Origin of the sequence: Cellulosimicrobium cellulans, assembly GCF_016907755.1 — a bacterium.
Classification (GTDB): domain Bacteria; phylum Actinomycetota; class Actinomycetes; order Actinomycetales; family Cellulomonadaceae; genus Cellulosimicrobium; species Cellulosimicrobium cellulans_D.
In genome coordinates this window covers 2,914,320-2,930,521 of the sequence record NZ_JAFBCN010000001.1, presented here as the reverse complement: position 1 = coordinate 2,930,521, position 16,202 = coordinate 2,914,320, and the positions used below count along the sequence as shown (strand labels likewise).

The window sequence follows — 16,202 nt, the reverse complement described above, 5'->3', positions numbered from 1 at the left end:
GTTCGCCTGGTGCGTCAGCGGCCACGGACGAGCGGGGACCGCCTGGTCGGCGGTCCAGGATCGCCTGCTCGGCGATCCCGCCGTCGGGCCGTCAGGCCGTCACGGTCGCCGGCTCGGGCGGCGCGGTGGTCGGGTCGGCGCCCGACGGCGGGGGCGAGTCCGCGAACTGCGTCCGGTAGAGCTCGGCGTAGCGCCCGTCCCGGGCGAGGAGCTCGGCGTGCGTGCCGGTCTCGACGACGCGTCCTGCGTCGAGGACGACGATGAGGTCTGCCTCGCGCACGGTCGAGAGCCGGTGCGCGATGACGAGCGACGTCCGGCCGCGCAGCGCCTCGGCCAGGGCCGCCTGGACCGCAGCCTCGGAGCCCGAGTCGAGGTGCGCCGTCGCTTCGTCGAGGACGACGAGCCGCGGCGCCTTGAGGAAGACGCGCGCGATCGCGAGGCGTTGACGCTCGCCGCCGGACATGCGGTACCCGCGGTCGCCGACCACGGTGTCCATCCCGGACGGCAGCGCGGCGACCACGTCCCACACGTGCGCACGCCGCAGCGCGGCCTCGAGCTCGGCGTCGGTCGCGTCGGGCTTGGCGTACCGGAGGTTGTCGGCGATGGAGTCGTGGAAGAGGTGCGCCTCCTGCGTGACCACGCCGACGGCGTCGTGCAGGCTCTCCTGCGTGACGCCGCGCAGGTCGCGCCCGGCGATCCGCACGTGCCCGGAGGTCGGGTCGTACATGCGCGTGACGAGCTGGGACACGGTGGTCTTGCCCGCGCCGGACGAGCCGACGAGCGCGACCATCGCCCCCGCGGGGACGGAGAACGTGACGTCGCGCAGGGTGTCGGTCGTGGGGTCCGTCCCCTCGACGGCGACGGACTCGAGCGAGGCGAGGGAGACCTCCGAGGCGCTGGGGTAGCGGAACGTCACGCCGTCGAGCTCGAGGCTCGCGCCCTCCGTCTCGAGGTCGTCGGCGAGGTCGACGGCGTCGGGCGCGTCGGTGACGGTCGGCTCGAGGTCGAGGACCTCGAGCACGCGCTCGAAGCTGACGAGGGCGGTCATGACGTCGACCTGGACGTTCGACATGGCGGTGAGCGGGCCGTAGAGGCGCCCGAGATAGGCGGTGAGCGCGACGACGGTGCCCACCGTCAACGAGCCGGAGATCGCCATGACGCCGCCGAGCCCGTAGACGATCGCGACGGCGACCGAGGCGACGACGGTGAGGCCGACGCGGAACACCGTGCCGTACATGGCCTGCTTCACGCCGATGTCACGCACGCGGCCGGCCTGGGCGGCGAACCGGGACGACTCGCGGGCCGGGTCGCCGAAGACCTTGACGAGGTGCGCGCCCGCGACGTTGAACCGCTCGTTCATCGTCTGCGCGGCCTCGGCGTTGAGCTCGTAGCTCTCGCGCGTGATCGCGGCGAGGCGCTTGCCGACCCAGCGGGCCGGGAGCACGAAGGCGGGCAGCAGGGTCAGGGCGAGGAGGGTGAGCTGCCAGGACATGGAGAGCATCGCGGCGAGGACGAACACGACGGTGAGGAGGTTCGAGAAGACGTTGGAGAGCGTCGACGTGAACGCCTGCTGCGCGCCGAGGACGTCGCCGTTGAGCCGCTGGACGAGGGCGCCGGTGCGGGTCCGGCTGAAGAAGGCGAGCGGCATGCGCTGCACGTGGTCGAAGACGGCGGTGCGGAGGTCGACGATGAGGCCCTCGCCGATGCGCGAGGAGAACCAGCGCTGGGCGACCCCGAGCGCGCCGGAGAGCACGGCCAGCCCGGCGGCGACGAGGGACAGGCTGACGACGACGCCGACGTCGCCGGCGGTGATGCCGTCGTCGATGATCCGCTGGAACAGGAGCGGCGTGGCCGCGCCCGCTGCGGCGTCGATCGAGATGAGCACGAGGAAGGCCGCGAGCTGGCGGCGGTAGGGCCGGGCGAACGTCAGGACGCGTCGGATCGTGCCGCGGTGCAGCCGCCGGGACGCGACGGAGGAGTCCTGGCGGAACGAGCGCATGCCGCGCCCGCCGCCGGAGCCGGGGAGAGGTGAGGTAAAAGACATGGGGCCTCCTGGGTGGGGGAGGGGCGCGGTCGTCCGCGGGGCGTGGCGGCCGGGCGCGCGCGGCCGGCTGGTGGGCACGGCCGCGCGGGCCGCGCACGCGAAACGATAGTGAGTCTAACTCACAATGAGTGTGCTCCACAAGACCTCGTCCGCCCGGTACGCTCGGCATCGTGACGAGCGATGCGAGCGCGCGCCCCGCGCGGGGCGCGGAGGGCGGCCCGACCTCCACGGACGAGGCGGGCGAGTTCCTCTCGCTCCTGCACGCGGCGCTCCGGAGCGTGCGGCGCGAGGCGAGCGAGCGTGCCGAGCCGGCCGGGACGACCCCCGGTCAGTACCGGATGCTGCGATTCCTCGCCCGCTGCGACGAGCCTTGCCGGCTCGGTGCGGTCGCGTCCGCGCTGGACGTCGCCCCCCGCTCGGTGACGTCCAAGGTCGACGACGCCGAGCAGGCCGGGCTCGTCCGGCGGACCCCCGACCCGCACGACCGGAGGGCGACGCTCGTCGAGCTCACCGCGCGGGGGCGGGAGGTCGTCGCGCAGGTGGGAGCGGAGCGGTCGTCGAGCGCCGGCACGCTCCTCGCGCGCCTCGACGCCGCCGAACGCGCCGAGCTCCTGCGGCTCCTGCGTGCCGTCGCGGGCGAGCGGTCGGACGGCCCGCCCGCCGATGGCCGACCGGCGGACGGCACGGGCGAGCCGGCGGTCGGGCGCCGCTGAGCCGTCCGTGCGCTCGACCGTCCCGGCGCGAGGTCGCCCACCGGCTGGCAGGATGGGGCGCATGTTTCGCATCGGCCTGACCGGAGGAATCGCGGCGGGGAAGTCCGTCGCGCTCGCACGCTTCGCCGAGCTCGGCGCCGTCGTCGTGGACTACGACGCGCTCTCCCGCGACGCGGTCGCGCCGGGGACGGTCGGCCTCGACCAGGTCGTCGAGGCGTTCGGGCCGGGCGTCCTCGACGGTGACGGCGCGCTGGACCGGGCCGCGCTCGGTCGGGTCGTGTTCGGCGACGCCGCAGCGCGCGAGCGCCTCAACGCGATCGTCCACCCGGAGGTGCGCCGGCTCGCGGCCGAGCGTGAGGCCGCCGCCGGCGCGGCCGACCCCCGGGCCGTCGTCGTGCACGACATCCCGCTGCTCGTCGAGACGGGCGACCCCGCGCGGTTCCACTGCGTCGTGGTCGTGCACACGCCCGCGGACGTCCGGGTGGGCCGGATGGTCGAGGAGCGCGGGCTGAGCGAGGACGAGGCCCGCGCCCGCCTCGCCGCCCAGGCCGACGACGCGTCGCGTCTCGCCGCGGCGGACGTGACCCTCGACGGTTCCGGCTCGCCCGAGGCGCTGCGGGAGCAGGTCGACGAGCTCTGGGCACGGGTGCGTGCCGAGGTCGACGCCGAGGTCCAGGCCGAGATCGAGGAGCACGAGGCGTGACCGTCGTCGTCAGCGGGTTCGAGCCGTTCGACGGCGCCGACGCGAACCCGTCGTGGGAGACGGCCGCGCGGCTCGCGGAGCGCGGGGAGGAGCTCGTGGGCGACCAGGTGGTCGCCGTCCGGCTCCCCGTGACCTTCGCCGGGGCGTGGCCGGTGCTCGACGCCGCGATCCGCGAGCACGACCCCGACGTCGTCGTGGCGCTCGGCCTCGCGGGCGGTGCGCCGGGCGTCCGCCTCGAACGGGTCGCCGTGAACGTGCGGGACGCGCGGATCCCCGACAACGCGGGCGCGCAGCCCGTCGACGTCCCCGTCGTCGCCGGTGCGCCCGTCGGGTACTGGTCGACGCTCCCGCTCAAGGCGTCCCTCGCGGCGATCCGCGCGGCGGGTGTCCCCGCAGGGGTGTCGAGCACCGCCGGGACCTACGTGTGCAACGACGTCTTCTACGCGCTCATGCACCACTGGGGCGCCGGGCCGGGACGGCGTGCCGGGTTCGTCCACGTCCCTGACGCCGACGTGGTCCCGATCGAGGACCAGGTCGCCGCGGTGGCCGCGGTCGTGCGGCACGCGCTCCTCGGCACCCCCGAGCCGGTCCTCGCGGGCGGCACGGAGAGCTGAGCCGGACGAGGACGCAGCGAGGGCCCGGCAGGTCGTCCTGCCGGGCCCTCGCTGCGTGGTCGTGCTCGAGGCGTCAGCTCGTCGCGCGCCGACGTGCCACGACGAGGACCGTCGCGCCCCCGGCGAGCAGCAGCGCGGCGACCACGGCCAGCACGACGACCGAGGCGCCCGTCGACGCGAGGCCGCTCCCCGGCGTGTCGTCACCCTGCTCGGCCGACTCGGGCGTCGCGCCGGTGCCGGGAGCCGGGGTCTCTGCGGCCGGGGTCGCCTCCACCGTGGGCTCGCCCGGCTCCTCCGGGGACGGGGTCTCCTCGGCCGTCGGCGGCGTGGTCACGCCCTCGCCCGGGTTCGGGCCCTCCGGCGACGGCTCGGGCTGGGGCTCCTCGACGAACGGCGTCGACTCGCACGGGCCGGCGAACGGGTAGTTGTGGTGCTCGATCCCGGCGCCACCGGTGTAGGAGACGGCGCCGTTCGACAGGATGCGTCCGTTGGTCGAGGTCGCGACGGTGAGGGTCGCGTCCGTGCGCGGGACGACGATCGTCCCGGGGAACTGGTCGTTCGTGCCGAGCGTCACCTGCGTCGCGTCCGGGAAGCTCCACAGGAAGTGCGCCGACAGGTGCTGGGTGGCCTGGTAGACGCGCACGCCGCCGTACTCGACGTGCTGCAGCCGCGACACGTCCACGGAGGGGCCGGTGACGGTGAGGAGCACCGGGCCGCTCCCGGTGACGTGCAGCGTGGTCAGGGTGGAGGCCTGGGCGGCCGTGAGCGTGTACCGCGCTCCCGCCTCGACCGTCAGGACGCCGTCCCGGGGCGTGGCGGCGACGGCACCGTCGGCGGCGTCGGTCGCGAGGCCCGTGACGAGCCCGGGGAGCGCGGCGTAGGGACGCAGGGCGGCCTCGCGACCGACGCCCTGCGTGACCGTGCCGGGGCGGCCCGGGGCGTTGCGGCCCTCGGTGCTCGGGGTCGCGCCGGTGATCGCACCCCCGACGACCACGTTGCCGCCGCTGGACGCGTGGAAGCCGACCTGGGTGTTCGTCGCCGTCGCGAGGTCGCCACCGACGACGAGCATGTCGGTCCCGCCGGCCGGCGTGATGGCCGAGCCGCCGCCCCCCGCGGTCCCGACGTTGAGGCTCCCGGCCCCGGAGAGGTCGGCGTCCCCGCCCACGACGACCCGGCCCTCGAGCTCGGTCGCCGTCGTGACGGTGAGCCCGCCGCCCGCCCAGATGCCGACGCCCGCGTCCTCCACGGCGGTGAGCTCGTACACGCCGACCGGTCGCGTGGACGGGTCCGCGGTGCAGACCTCGTCGGCGGTGACCGGCGTGCCGGCCAGCGGCGCGGCGGTCGCGGGCGCGGCGAGGCCGACGGTCGTCAGGGCGAGCGCGGTGAGGGCGAGCAGGGGGATTCCGCGGGGGCGCGCGGGGTGAAGGCGCATGGTGTCGGCTCCAGGTCGAGGGTTCGCTAGCGGCGCTGACTTACTGCGGACGGACTCCGTCGCCCGTGATCCGTGCTGTCGTGCTGCTCCACGGGCGTCGGGGAGCGCGGCAGGGTCGAGGCGACCCTAGAGGTTGCGAATGACACCTTCCAAATTACGTCGGGGTGATTTCACCGTGCGGCTCCGCGCGCGTGCGACGAACGCGTGCGGAGGGGTCCGTGTGGGTGGGTCGACGTACCGTGGAGGCATGCGTCCCGTGACCGATCTCCAGCGTGCGACCACCCCGTTCGAGGTCATCTCCGAGTACCAGCCGTCGGGTGACCAGCCGACGGCGATCGCGGACCTCTCCCAGCGCATCCGCGCGGGGGAGAAGGACGTCGTGCTGCTCGGCGCCACCGGGACGGGCAAGTCGGCCACGACGGCGTGGCTCATCGAGGAGCTGCAGCGCCCGACGCTGGTCATGGCGCCCAACAAGACCCTCGCGGCGCAGCTCGCGACGGAGTTCCGGGAGCTGCTCCCCAACAACGCCGTCGAGTACTTCGTCTCCTACTACGACTACTACCAGCCCGAGGCGTACATCGCGCAGACGGACACCTACATCGAGAAGGACTCGTCGATCAACGACGAGGTCGAGCGGCTGCGACACTCCGCGACGAGCTCGCTGCTCACCCGGCGCGACGTCGTCGTGGTCGCCTCCGTGTCGTGCATCTACGGCCTCGGCACGCCGCAGGAGTACGTCGACCGCATGGTCCGGCTCGACGTCGGCATGCAGGTCGAGCGCGACGACCTGCTGCGGCAGTTCGTGACCATGCAGTACGCGCGCAACGACATGGCGTTCACACGCGGCACGTTCCGCGTGCGCGGGGACACGGTCGAGATCATCCCGGTGTACGAGGAGCTCGCGGTCCGCATCGAGTTCTTCGGGGACGAGATCGAGAGCATCCAGACCCTGCACCCGCTCACGGGCGACGTGATCCGGTCGGAGCCGAGCATCCACGTGTTCCCGGCGACGCACTACGTCGCGGGGCCGGAGCGCATGGAGCGCGCGATCTCCTCGATCGAGGCGGAGCTCGCCGAGCGGCTCGACGAGCTCGAGCGGCAGAACAAGCTGCTCGAGGCCCAGCGGCTGCGCATGCGCACCACCTACGACATCGAGATGATGCGCCAGATCGGCACCGCGTCCGGGATCGAGAACTACTCGCGGCACATCGACGGCCGCGAGCCGGGATCGGCGCCGAACACGCTGCTCGACTACTTCCCGGAGGACTTCCTCCTCGTCATCGACGAGTCGCACGTGACCGTGCCGCAGATCGGCGCGATGTTCGAGGGCGACATGTCGCGCAAGCGCAGCCTCGTCGACCACGGGTTCCGGCTGCCGAGCGCGATGGACAACCGGCCCCTGCGCTGGGAGGAGTTCGTCGAGCGGATCGGCCAGACCGTGTACCTGTCGGCGACCCCCGGCGACTACGAGCTCTCGATGGCGGACGGCGTCGTCGAGCAGATCATCCGCCCGACCGGCCTGGTCGACCCGGAGGTGCTCGTCAAGCCGACCACGGGGCAGATCGACGACCTGCTGCACGAGATCCGCGAGCGGGTCGAGCGGAACGAGCGCGTCCTGGTCACGACCCTCACCAAGAAGATGGCCGAGGACCTCACGGACTACCTGCTCGAGAAGGACGTGCGGGTCCGGTACCTGCACTCGGAGGTCGACACGCTGCGGCGCGTCGAGCTCCTGCGCGAGCTCCGCCTCGGCGAGTACGACGTCCTCGTCGGGATCAACCTCCTGCGCGAGGGCCTCGACCTGCCCGAGGTGTCGCTCGTCGCGATCCTCGACGCGGACAAGGAGGGCTTCCTGAGGTCGCCCAAGTCGCTCATCCAGACGATCGGCCGCGCGGCCCGCAACGTCTCGGGCCAGGTGCACATGTACGCGGACAAGATCACGCCCGCGATGGCCGCGGCGATCGAGGAGACCGAGCGTCGTCGCGAGCGGCAGATCGCGTACAACACGGAGCACGGGGTCGACCCGACGCCGTTGCGCAAGCGGATCTCCGACGTGACGGACATGCTCGCGCGCGAGGACGTCGACACGGCCGAGCTCCTCGCGGGCGGGTACCGGCAGCCGGGCAAGGGCGCGAAGGGCAGGGCGCCGGTGCCAGGAGCGCCCAAGGAGGGTGCGTCGTCGGGCAACCGGCTCGCGGGCGCGGCGGCGAGCGACCTGGCCGAGCTCATCCAGGAGCTCAGCGACCAGATGCACGCGGCCGCGGGCGAGCTGCAGTTCGAGCTCGCCGCCCGGCTGCGCGACGAGATCTCCGGGCTCAAGAAGGAGCTGCGGCAGATGCAGGCCGCGACGGCCTGACGCGGAGGTCCGGGGTCGGCGTCGGGCGACGAGCCCGTCGGTCGGCCACGGGGGAGGAGGCGACGTGACGTTCGGGGTGCAGGTGACGTTCGACGCGGCCGACCCGCGTGCGCTGGGCGCGTTCTGGTGCGTGGCGCTCGGATACGTGGAGCCGCCGCCGCCCGAGGGCTTCGGGTCGTGGGAGGCCGCCCTGGAGGCGTGGGGCGTCCCTCCGGAACGATGCGGCGACCGGTACGCGATCGTCGACCCCGACGGGGTCGGCCCGCGTGTGTACCTCCAGCGCGTGCCGGAGCCCAAGACCGCGAAGAACCGCGTCCACCTCGACGTGGACGTCGGGGCGGGAGCGCCCGACGCAGAGACCCGGGTCGCGCGGGTGCGCGCGCATGCGGCGCGGCTCGTCGAGCTCGGTGCCCGCGTCGAGCGCGAGGTCGAGGAGATGGGCGAGTTCTGGGTCGTTCTCCAGGACCCCGAGGGGAACGAGCTCTGCCTCCAGTGAGCGGCCGGGGTCGAACCGGCGGCGAGGCCGAGGAACATCTCGCCCGCGCGTCACGTTGTCCCGTGCGGAGGGGCGATGGCCTATGCTGGCTCCTCGTTGAAGGGGAGTATTCCTCCGCGGTGATGTCGTCATCACGGCCGGCGCAGTCGTCGGCCCGGTGTCACCGGTCCCACAACCACCAGCCCGCGTCCCGTGCGGGTGCGGGTGGCGGTGCGTGGCGGAAGAGACCTTCGGTACACAGTGCTCCCCACGTACCGGAGGAATCTTCATGGATGTGCCCGTCTGGGTCTGGCTCGTCACCGTCGGCGTGATCCTCGCGATGCTCGCCGTCGACTACGTCGGGCACGTGCGCACGCCCCACGCCCCGAGCCTGCGCGAGGCCACCTGGTGGTCCGCCGGCTACGTCGCCGTCGCGGTGGCCTTCGGCGGCATCGTCTGGGCCGTCTGGGGCTCGACGTACGGCGGAGAGTACTTCGCCGGCTACATCACCGAGAAGAGCCTGTCGGTCGACAACCTCTTCGTGTTCGTCCTCATCATGACGAGCTTCCGCGTCCCGCGGCTGTACCAGCAGAAGGTGCTGCTCATCGGCATCACGATCGCGCTGGTCCTGCGGACGATCTTCATCTTCCTCGGCGCGGCCCTCATCGAGAACTTCAGCTGGGTCTTCTACGTCTTCGGCGCGTTCTTGCTCTACACCGCGTGGACGCAGGTCAAGGCGGGCTCGGGCCACGACGAGGAGTTCCACGAGAACGGCGCGCTGAAGCTGACCCGCCGCCTGTTCCCGACGACGGAGACGTACGTCGAGGACAAGATGACGACGAAGATCGACGGGAAGCGCTACATCACGCCGATGCTCATCGTGATGATCGCGATCGGCAGCGCGGACCTGCTCTTCGCGGTCGACTCGATCCCCGCGATCTTCGGCCTCACGCAGGAGACCTTCCTCGTGTTCGCCGCCAACGCGTTCTCGCTGCTCGGCCTGCGCCAGCTCTACTTCCTCATCGATGGCCTCCTCGACCGCCTCGTCTACCTCGCGTACGGCCTCGCGGCGATCCTCGGGTTCATCGGCGTCAAGCTGCTCATCCACGCGCTGCACAAGAACGAGGTGCCGTTCATCAACGGCGGTGAGCACATCACCGCCATCCCGGAGATCTCGACCGCGTTGTCGCTCGGGTTCATCGTCGTCGTGCTCACGATCACCACGGTCGCGAGCCTCGCCAAGGACCGCGCCGACCGTCGGCGCTCCGTCGAGAGCTCGGAGGGCTCACGCTGATGGTTCACGAGCTTCCCGTCTGGTTCGAGTGGGCGTCGCTGTCGGCGCTCGCGATCCTGCTCCTCGTCGACCTGTTCGTCGTGGGGCGCCGCCCGCACGTCCCCTCGATGCGCGAGAGCGCGCTGTGGGTCGGGTTCTACGTCGCGCTCGCCCTGGTCTTCGGGGCCATCGTGGGCGCGGTCGGCGGGGCGGCACCGGCCGGGGAGTTCTACGCGGGCTGGCTCACGGAGTACAGCCTCTCCGTGGACAACCTCTTCGTGTTCGTCATCATCATGGCGAGGTTCGCGGTCCCGCGGGACCAGCAGCAGCGCGTGCTGATGGTCGGCATCATCGTCGCGCTCGTCCTGCGCGGGGCGTTCATCCTCGCGGGCGCCGCGATCATCGCGCAGTTCGTGTGGGTGTTCTACCTGTTCGGCGCGTTCCTCATCTACACGGCGATCAAGCTCGTGGCCGGCGGGGACGAGCCGGAGGAGTACCACGAGAACCGCGCCGTGCGGGCGCTGCGGCGCGTCCTGCCGCTGGGCACGCAGTACGACGGCGGGCGGCTGCGGACGGTCGAGGACGGCAAGCGGGTCTTCACGCCGCTCGTCATCGTGTTCCTCGCGATCGGCAGCACCGACCTGCTGTTCGCCTTCGACTCGATCCCCGCGATCTTCGGGCTCACCCAGGACCCGTTCATCGTCTTCACGACGAACGTCTTCGCGCTCATGGGCCTGCGCCAGCTCTACTTCCTCCTGGGCGGCCTGCTCGAGCGCCTGGTCTACCTGCCGATCGGTCTCGCGGTGATCCTCGGGTTCATCGGCGTGAAGCTGATCCTCGAGGCGCTGCACGAGAACACGCTGCCGTTCATCAACGGCGGTGAGCACCTCGACGCCGTCCCGACGGTCCCGATCTGGCTGTCGCTCGTCGTGATCATCGGTGCGCTCGCCGTCACGACCGTCGCGAGCCTGCTGCGGACGCGGGCGCTGCACGCCCAGGACGGCCCGGCCGCGACGACCGCCGCGAGCGACGTCGCCGGTCCCGTCGAGAACGCGTCCGAGGCGCCTGCGGACGAGACCGTCGACGAGGTGGCGTCCAGCGGCGAGGCGCCGCCGTGGGGCACGGGCCCGCAGGACGGCGCCGCGCGGTAGCGCGTGCCCGACGAGCCGCGGAGCGAGACGGTGCCAGCCCGGCCCGACAGGTCCCGCGCTTCCCGCCTGGCCACGCACGCAGCGGTCGCCACCGTGCTGTCGCTGCGCAGCGACCACGAGCTGCGCGAGCTCGTGGACGCCGCCCCCCGGATCGGCGCCGGCATCGGCGGGGAGACGGCGCTGCTCGATGTCGACGGCACGCCCGTCTTCGTCAAGCACGTGCGCCTGACCGACCTCGAGCGACAGGCGGAGAACGTCCGCTCCACGGCGAACCTGTTCGACCTCCCGACCTTCTGCCACTACGGCGTCGGCACCATCGGTGCCCCGGGTTTCGGCGCCTGGCGGGAGCTGGCCGTGCACGTCATGACGACGGGCTGGGTGGTCGCGGGGGAGCACGAGGGCTTCCCTCTGATGCACCACTGGCGCGTGCTCCCCGACGGGGGCCGGCCGCTGCCCGACGAGCTGGCCGACGTCGAGCGTGCCGTCGACTACTGGGGCGGCGGCGCGGCGGTGCGTCGCCGGTTCGAGTCCCTGCGGGACTCCTCGGCGAGCATCGTGCTGTTCCTGGAGCACGTCCCGCAGACGCTGCACGACTGGCTCGGCCTCCAGGTCGAGGCGGGTGGTGAGTCCGCCGAGCGGGCCTGCGCGCTCGTGGAGGAGGCGCTGAGCACCGGGATCTCCTTCATGAGGTCGCGGGGCTTGCTGCACTTCGACACGCACTTCGAGAACGTCCTGACCGACGGCGAACGGCTGTACTTCGCCGACTACGGCCTCGCGATCTCGTCAGGCTTCGACCTCTCGCCCGACGAGGTCGACTTCGCCGACGCGCACCAGGACTACGACGACTGCTACAGCGTCACCCACTTGGTGAGCTGGCTGGCCGTCGCGCTGCACGGGTGCGGGCCCGACGAGCGCCGCGCGCTGGTGCGTTCCTGGGCTCAGGGCAGCCTTCCGGCGGGCGCCCCCGCGGCGGTCGCGGCGACGTTGTCCCGGCACGCCCCGGTCGCGGCGGTGGTCGGGGACTTCTACCGCGCGTTCCAGCGGGAGAGCCGGGAGACGCCGTACCCGTGGGAGGCGATCCGTCGGCTCGACCGGGACCGCCGTCCGGGCGCGACCGCGCGGTGAGCCGTCCCGGCGTGCCGACCCTCGTCCCGGGCGAGCGTGCGCAGTGCGGGTGAGACCTCGGTCAGGCGCGGTCCGCCCAGTCGCCGATGACCGGCGCCCACGGGCGGACCGTGCGCTCGGCGACGAGGCCCGCCCGCCCGAACGGGTCGTCGTCGAGGATCGCGGCGACGGCGTCGGGCGTCTCCCCGTCGAGGACGAGCAGCGCCCCGGCGTGTGCGCCCTCGTGCGCGGGCAGCGGGCCGGACGCCAGGAGCGTGCCCCGGGCGTACAGGTCGCCCAGGAACGCGCGGTGCTCCGGACGCAGGGCGTCGAGCTCCGGGGCGCGGTCGGTGTAGACGTAGGTGACGGCGTGGATCGGCATGCGGTCAGTGAACCAGGACCGCCCGACGGCGCGCGGTCGGGTCCGCGCCTCGGTCGTCACCGCGGCGGCACCCGGGCTGGTCCGACCTCCGTTACCAGCCGCGCTCGCGCCACTCGTCGAGGTGCGGGCGCTCGGCCCCGAGGGTCGTGTCCGCACCGTGGCCCGGGTAGACCCACGTCGCGTCGTCGAACCGGTCGAAGACACGCTCCGTGACGTCCGTGAGCAACCGCTCGAAGCGGGCCGGGTCGCGCTGGGTGTTCCCGACGCCGCCCGGGAACAGCGAGTCGCCCGTGAACAGGTGCACCCGGCCCGCCACCGCCTCCGGCTCGTGCACCTCGGCGGGCTCGCGGTAGGCCAGCGCGACGGATCCCGGCGTGTGGCCGCGCAGCGCCACGACCTCGAGCGCGACGTCGCCGGCGCGGACGACGTCCCCATGGCGGAGACGGCGGGTGACGTGCACGTCCGCGGCTGCCGCGACCGCGTCCGCGTCGAGGTCCCCGGCGGCCGTCGTCGCGCCGGTGACCGCGACGATCGAGGCGAGCGCACGCAGGTGGTCCGGGTGGCGGTGCGTCGTGACGACGACGTCGAGGCGTGCGGCCGGCGACCCGTCGCGGACGAGCGCGAGGACGTCGTCGGGCGCGTCCGCGGCGTCGACGAGTACCTGGGCGCCCGTGCGTCGGCACGTGAGGAGGTAGACGTCGTTCGCGAGCGGTCCGACGGCGAGCTTGCGGATCTCGACCTCGTCGAGGCGGCGCCGGTCGCTCGGCCCGCCGACGACGACCTGTCCCGTGTACACCATGGGGTCAGTCTGCCGCGGCCGGGTCCGCGTCAGGGCCACGGGTGGGCCCGCGGTGAGCGTTCGTCGGAGGACGCGCGAAGGTGACGTCGAACACCTGTGCGAATGTGGGCGGTCGGTCGTACGATGCTGCGGTGAGCAATCGCCTCGTCATCTCCGGTGCCCGCGAGCACAACCTCCGCAACGTCGACCTCGACCTCCCGCGGGACAAGCTCATCGTCTTCACGGGGCTCTCCGGCTCGGGCAAGTCGTCGCTCGCGTTCGACACCATCTTCGCGGAGGGGCAGCGCCGTTACGTCGAGTCGCTGTCCGCGTACGCGCGCCAGTTCCTCGGGCAGATGGACAAGCCCGACGTCGACTTCATCGAGGGCCTGTCGCCGGCGGTCTCGATCGACCAGAAGTCCACGAACCGCAACCCCCGGTCGACCGTCGGCACCATCACCGAGGTCTACGACTACCTGCGCCTGCTCTTCTCGCGCGCGGGGACGCAGCACTGCCCGGTGTGCGGCGAGCGCGTGACCGCGCAGACGCCGCAGCAGATCGTGGACCGGCTCCTCGAGCTGCCCGAGGGCACGCGGTACCAGGTGCTCGCGCCGGTGGTGCGCGGGCGCAAGGGTGAGTACTCCGAGCTCTTCAAGGAGCTGCAGACCAAGGGCTTCGCCCGTGCCCGCGTCGACGGCGAGGTGCGCACGCTCACCGACGTCCCCGCGCTCGAGAAGAAGCTCAAGCACGACATCGAAGTGGTCGTCGACCGCCTCGTGGCGCGCGAGGGCGTGCAGCGCCGGCTCACCGACTCGGTCGAGACCGCGCTCGGGCTCGCGGGCGGGCTCGTCGTCATCGAGCTCGTGGACGCCGACGCGGACGACCCGGCGCGCGAGCGCCGCTTCTCCGAGAAGCGCGCGTGCCCCAACGACCACGAGCTCGCGCTGGACGAGATCGAGCCGCGCACGTTCTCCTTCAACGCGCCCTACGGCGCGTGCCCCGAGTGCACCGGCATCGGCTTCCGCCTCGAGGTCGACCCCGACCTCGTGGTGCCGGACGTCGAGAAGTCGCTGGGCGAGGGCGCGGTCGCGCCGTGGGCGCAGATCTCCTCGGAGTACTTCGAGCGGGTCCTCACGGCGCTCGCGGACGACCTCGGGTTCTCCATGGACACGCCGTGGCGGGCGCTGCCCGAGCGCGCGAAGAAGGCCGTGCTGCACGGGCAGAACCACCAGGTGCACGTGCGGTACAAGAACCGCTGGGGCCGTGAGCGGCAGTACTCGACCGGGTTCGAGGGCGTCATCACGTTCCTCGAGCGCCGGCACACCGAGACCGAGTCGGACTGGTCGAAGGAGAAGTACGAGGCCTTCATGCGCGAGGTCCCGTGCCCCGTGTGCCGGGGCGCTCGTCTCAAGCCCGAGGTCCTCGCGGTCAAGGTCGGCGGCAAGTCCATCTGGGACGTGTGCCGTCTCCCGCTGCGCGAGGCCGCGGCGTTCCTCGGGGCGCTCGAGCTCGGCGCGCGCGAGCGCGCGATCGCGACGGAGGTGCTCAAGGAGATCGACGCACGCCTGGGCTTCCTGCTCGACGTCGGCCTCGACTACCTCTCGCTCGAGCGCCCGGCCGCGACGCTCTCCGGCGGCGAGGCGCAGCGCATCCGGCTCGCGACGCAGATCGGCTCCGGCCTCGTCGGCGTCCTCTACGTCCTCGACGAGCCGAGCATCGGCCTGCACCAGCGCGACAACCGTCGCCTCATCGAGACGCTCACGCGCCTGCGTGACCTCGGGAACACCCTCATCGTCGTCGAGCACGACGAGGACACCATCCGCACCGCGGACTGGGTGGTCGACATCGGCCCGGGCGCGGGCGAGCACGGCGGGCGCGTCGTGCACTCGGGCGACTACGCCGGTCTGCTGGAGGCGCCGGAGTCGGTGACGGGCGCCTACCTCGCGGGCCGTCGCAGCATCCCGCTCCCGGCCGAGCGCCGCCCGACCGACCCGGGCCGCCAGGTCAAGGTCGTCGGCGCGCGCGAGCACAACCTCACGGGCATCGACGTGAGCTTCCCGCTCGGGACGTTCACCGCGGTGACCGGGGTGTCGGGGTCGGGCAAGTCGACGCTCGTGAACTCGATCCTCTACACGGTCCTGGCCAACGAGCTCAACGGCGCACGGCAGGTCGCGGGCCGGCACACGCGCGTCACGGGCCTGGACCACCTCGACAAGGTCGTGCACGTCGACCAGGGGCCGATCGGGCGCACGCCGCGGTCGAACCCGGCGACGTACACGGGCGTGTGGGACCACGTGCGCAAGCTCTTCGCGGAGACCACCGAGGCGAAGGTGCGCGGGTACACGCCGGGCCGCTTCTCGTTCAACGTCAAGGGCGGCCGCTGCGAGGCGTGCTCGGGCGACGGCACGCTGAAGATCGAGATGAACTTCCTCCCGGACGTCTACGTGCCGTGCGAGGTGTGCCACGGTGCGCGCTACAACCGCGAGACGCTCGAGGTGCACTTCAAGGGCAAGACGGTGGCCGACGTCCTCGACATGCCCATCGAGGAGGCGTCGGAGTTCTTCGCGGCCGTGCCGGCGATCTCGCGGCACCTCAAGACGCTCGTCGAGGTCGGCCTCGGGTACGTCCGCCTCGGGCAGCCCGCCCCGACCCTCTCGGGGGGCGAGGCGCAGCGCGTGAAGCTCGCGAGCGAGCTGCAGAAGCGCTCGACGGGGCGCACGATCTACGTGCTCGACGAGCCGACCACGGGCCTGCACTTCGAGGACATCCGCAAGCTGCTCGGCGTGCTGCAGTCGCTCGTCGACAAGGGCAACAGCGTCCTCGTCATCGAGCACAACCTCGACGTCATCAAGAGCGCCGACTGGGTCGTCGACATGGGCCCCGAGGGCGGTTCGGGGGGCGGCAAGGTCGTCGCGCAGGGCACGCCCGAGCAGGTCGCGCGCGTCGAGGCGAGCCACACCGGCCGCTTCCTCGCGGAGATCCTCGACCAGCACGACCCCGTTCCGGTCGGTGCGCCGACGAAGCCCGGCGCCGCGCCGGCGCCCGCCACGAAGGGGGCCAAGGGCCGCTCGGCCAAGGCCCGCCGGGCGACCGACGAGGGCACGACGCGCTCGCGTCGCAAGGCGTCCGCGGCCTAGCCGCGACCCGGCGGGGGAGCCCCGGCGCGCCGTCGTCGGG

13 protein-coding genes are annotated in these 16,202 nt (G+C 72.7%); 9 read left to right on the top strand and 4 right to left on the bottom strand.

The window, feature by feature from the left end; translation table 11 throughout:
• Nucleotides 1-91 precede the first annotated feature (91 nt).
• Nucleotides 92-2,044 (bottom strand): ABC transporter ATP-binding protein, encoded by a 1,953-nt coding sequence (locus tag JOE63_RS12845; protein WP_204541846.1) that lies wholly within the window; start codon nt 2,042-2,044, stop codon nt 92-94.
• Nucleotides 2,045-2,214: 170 nt separating this feature from the next.
• Here JOE63_RS12845 and JOE63_RS12840 point away from each other — a divergent pair, with 170 nt between their 5' ends.
• The 3 genes from JOE63_RS12840 (at nt 2,215) to JOE63_RS12830 (ending at nt 4,074) form a co-directional block, all read left to right on the top strand.
• A complete protein-coding gene (locus tag JOE63_RS12840) occupies nt 2,215-2,757 on the top strand; it encodes a MarR family winged helix-turn-helix transcriptional regulator (RefSeq protein ID WP_307840081.1) in 543 nt (180 codons plus the stop codon).
• 61 nt (nt 2,758-2,818) lie between these two features.
• Nucleotides 2,819-3,460, top strand: a complete 642-nt coding sequence (coaE, locus tag JOE63_RS12835; protein WP_087472981.1) for a dephospho-CoA kinase — start codon at nt 2,819-2,821, stop codon at nt 3,458-3,460.
• Entirely contained in the window at nt 3,457-4,074 is a 618-nt protein-coding gene (locus tag JOE63_RS12830; protein ID WP_204541844.1) for a pyroglutamyl-peptidase I family protein, read from the top strand. The genes coaE and JOE63_RS12830 overlap by 4 nt, the downstream gene beginning before the upstream one ends.
• Before the next feature lie 73 nt (nt 4,075-4,147).
• Here JOE63_RS12830 and JOE63_RS12825 read toward each other — a convergent pair whose 3' ends face one another.
• A complete protein-coding gene (locus JOE63_RS12825; RefSeq protein WP_204541842.1) occupies nt 4,148-5,506 on the bottom strand; it encodes a choice-of-anchor A family protein in 1,359 nt (452 codons plus the stop codon).
• 247 nt (nt 5,507-5,753) lie between these two features.
• Between JOE63_RS12825 and uvrB the strand changes: the two genes are divergently transcribed.
• From uvrB to JOE63_RS12800, 5 genes are all read left to right on the top strand, one after another.
• Complete coding sequence (gene uvrB / locus JOE63_RS12820) at nt 5,754-7,862, top strand: excinuclease ABC subunit UvrB (protein WP_204541839.1); 2,109 nt, start codon at nt 5,754-5,756, stop codon at nt 7,860-7,862.
• Nucleotides 7,863-7,926: 64 nt separating this feature from the next.
• Nucleotides 7,927-8,358 carry a VOC family protein gene (locus tag JOE63_RS12815; protein ID WP_204541836.1) on the top strand — a complete coding sequence of 144 codons (432 nt, stop codon included), beginning with the start codon at nt 7,927-7,929 and terminating at the stop codon, nt 8,356-8,358.
• 268 nt (nt 8,359-8,626) lie between these two features.
• On the top strand, nt 8,627-9,631 hold the full coding sequence (locus JOE63_RS12810) for a TerC family protein (RefSeq protein WP_087472161.1): 1,005 nt from the start codon (nt 8,627-8,629) through the stop codon (nt 9,629-9,631).
• On the top strand, nt 9,631-10,761 hold the full coding sequence (locus JOE63_RS12805) for a TerC family protein (protein ID WP_204541833.1): 1,131 nt from the start codon (nt 9,631-9,633) through the stop codon (nt 10,759-10,761). The genes JOE63_RS12810 and JOE63_RS12805 overlap by 1 nt, the downstream gene beginning before the upstream one ends.
• 93 nt (nt 10,762-10,854) lie before the next feature.
• Nucleotides 10,855-11,886, top strand: a complete 1,032-nt coding sequence (locus tag JOE63_RS12800; protein WP_307840080.1) for a protein kinase family protein — start codon at nt 10,855-10,857, stop codon at nt 11,884-11,886.
• A 61-nt stretch (nt 11,887-11,947) separates the two neighbouring features.
• On the opposite strand, the gene JOE63_RS12795 is transcribed toward JOE63_RS12800, so the two are convergent.
• Nucleotides 11,948-12,247, bottom strand: a complete 300-nt coding sequence (locus JOE63_RS12795; protein ID WP_204541827.1) for a YciI family protein — start codon at nt 12,245-12,247, stop codon at nt 11,948-11,950.
• A gap of 91 nt (nt 12,248-12,338) precedes the next feature.
• On the bottom strand, nt 12,339-13,046 hold the full coding sequence (locus tag JOE63_RS12790; protein ID WP_087472158.1) for an MBL fold metallo-hydrolase: 708 nt from the start codon (nt 13,044-13,046) through the stop codon (nt 12,339-12,341).
• Nucleotides 13,047-13,177: 131 nt separating this feature from the next.
• Between JOE63_RS12790 and uvrA the strand changes: the two genes are divergently transcribed.
• On the top strand, nt 13,178-16,162 hold the full coding sequence (gene uvrA, locus JOE63_RS12785) for an excinuclease ABC subunit UvrA (protein WP_087472978.1): 2,985 nt from the start codon (nt 13,178-13,180) through the stop codon (nt 16,160-16,162).
• The last annotated feature ends 40 nt before the right edge of the window (nt 16,163-16,202 follow it).

What these genes read in the sequence shown, in the direction of transcription:
- JOE63_RS12795 (WP_204541827.1), bottom strand. Translation starts at nt 12,247, where the DNA reads ATGCCGATCCACGCCGTCACCTACGTCTACACCGACCGCGCCCCGGAG.
- uvrB (WP_204541839.1), top strand. Translation starts at nt 5,754, where the DNA reads ATGCGTCCCGTGACCGATCTCCAGCGTGCGACCACCCCGTTCGAGGTC.
- JOE63_RS12805 (WP_204541833.1), top strand. Translation starts at nt 9,631, where the DNA reads ATGGTTCACGAGCTTCCCGTCTGGTTCGAGTGGGCGTCGCTGTCGGCG.
- JOE63_RS12845 (WP_204541846.1), bottom strand. Translation starts at nt 2,044, where the DNA reads ATGTCTTTTACCTCACCTCTCCCCGGCTCCGGCGGCGGGCGCGGCATG.
- JOE63_RS12825 (WP_204541842.1), bottom strand. Translation starts at nt 5,506, where the DNA reads ATGCGCCTTCACCCCGCGCGCCCCCGCGGAATCCCCCTGCTCGCCCTC.
- coaE (WP_087472981.1), top strand. Translation starts at nt 2,819, where the DNA reads ATGTTTCGCATCGGCCTGACCGGAGGAATCGCGGCGGGGAAGTCCGTC.
- JOE63_RS12810 (WP_087472161.1), top strand. Translation starts at nt 8,627, where the DNA reads ATGGATGTGCCCGTCTGGGTCTGGCTCGTCACCGTCGGCGTGATCCTC.
- JOE63_RS12790 (WP_087472158.1), bottom strand. Translation starts at nt 13,046, where the DNA reads ATGGTGTACACGGGACAGGTCGTCGTCGGCGGGCCGAGCGACCGGCGC.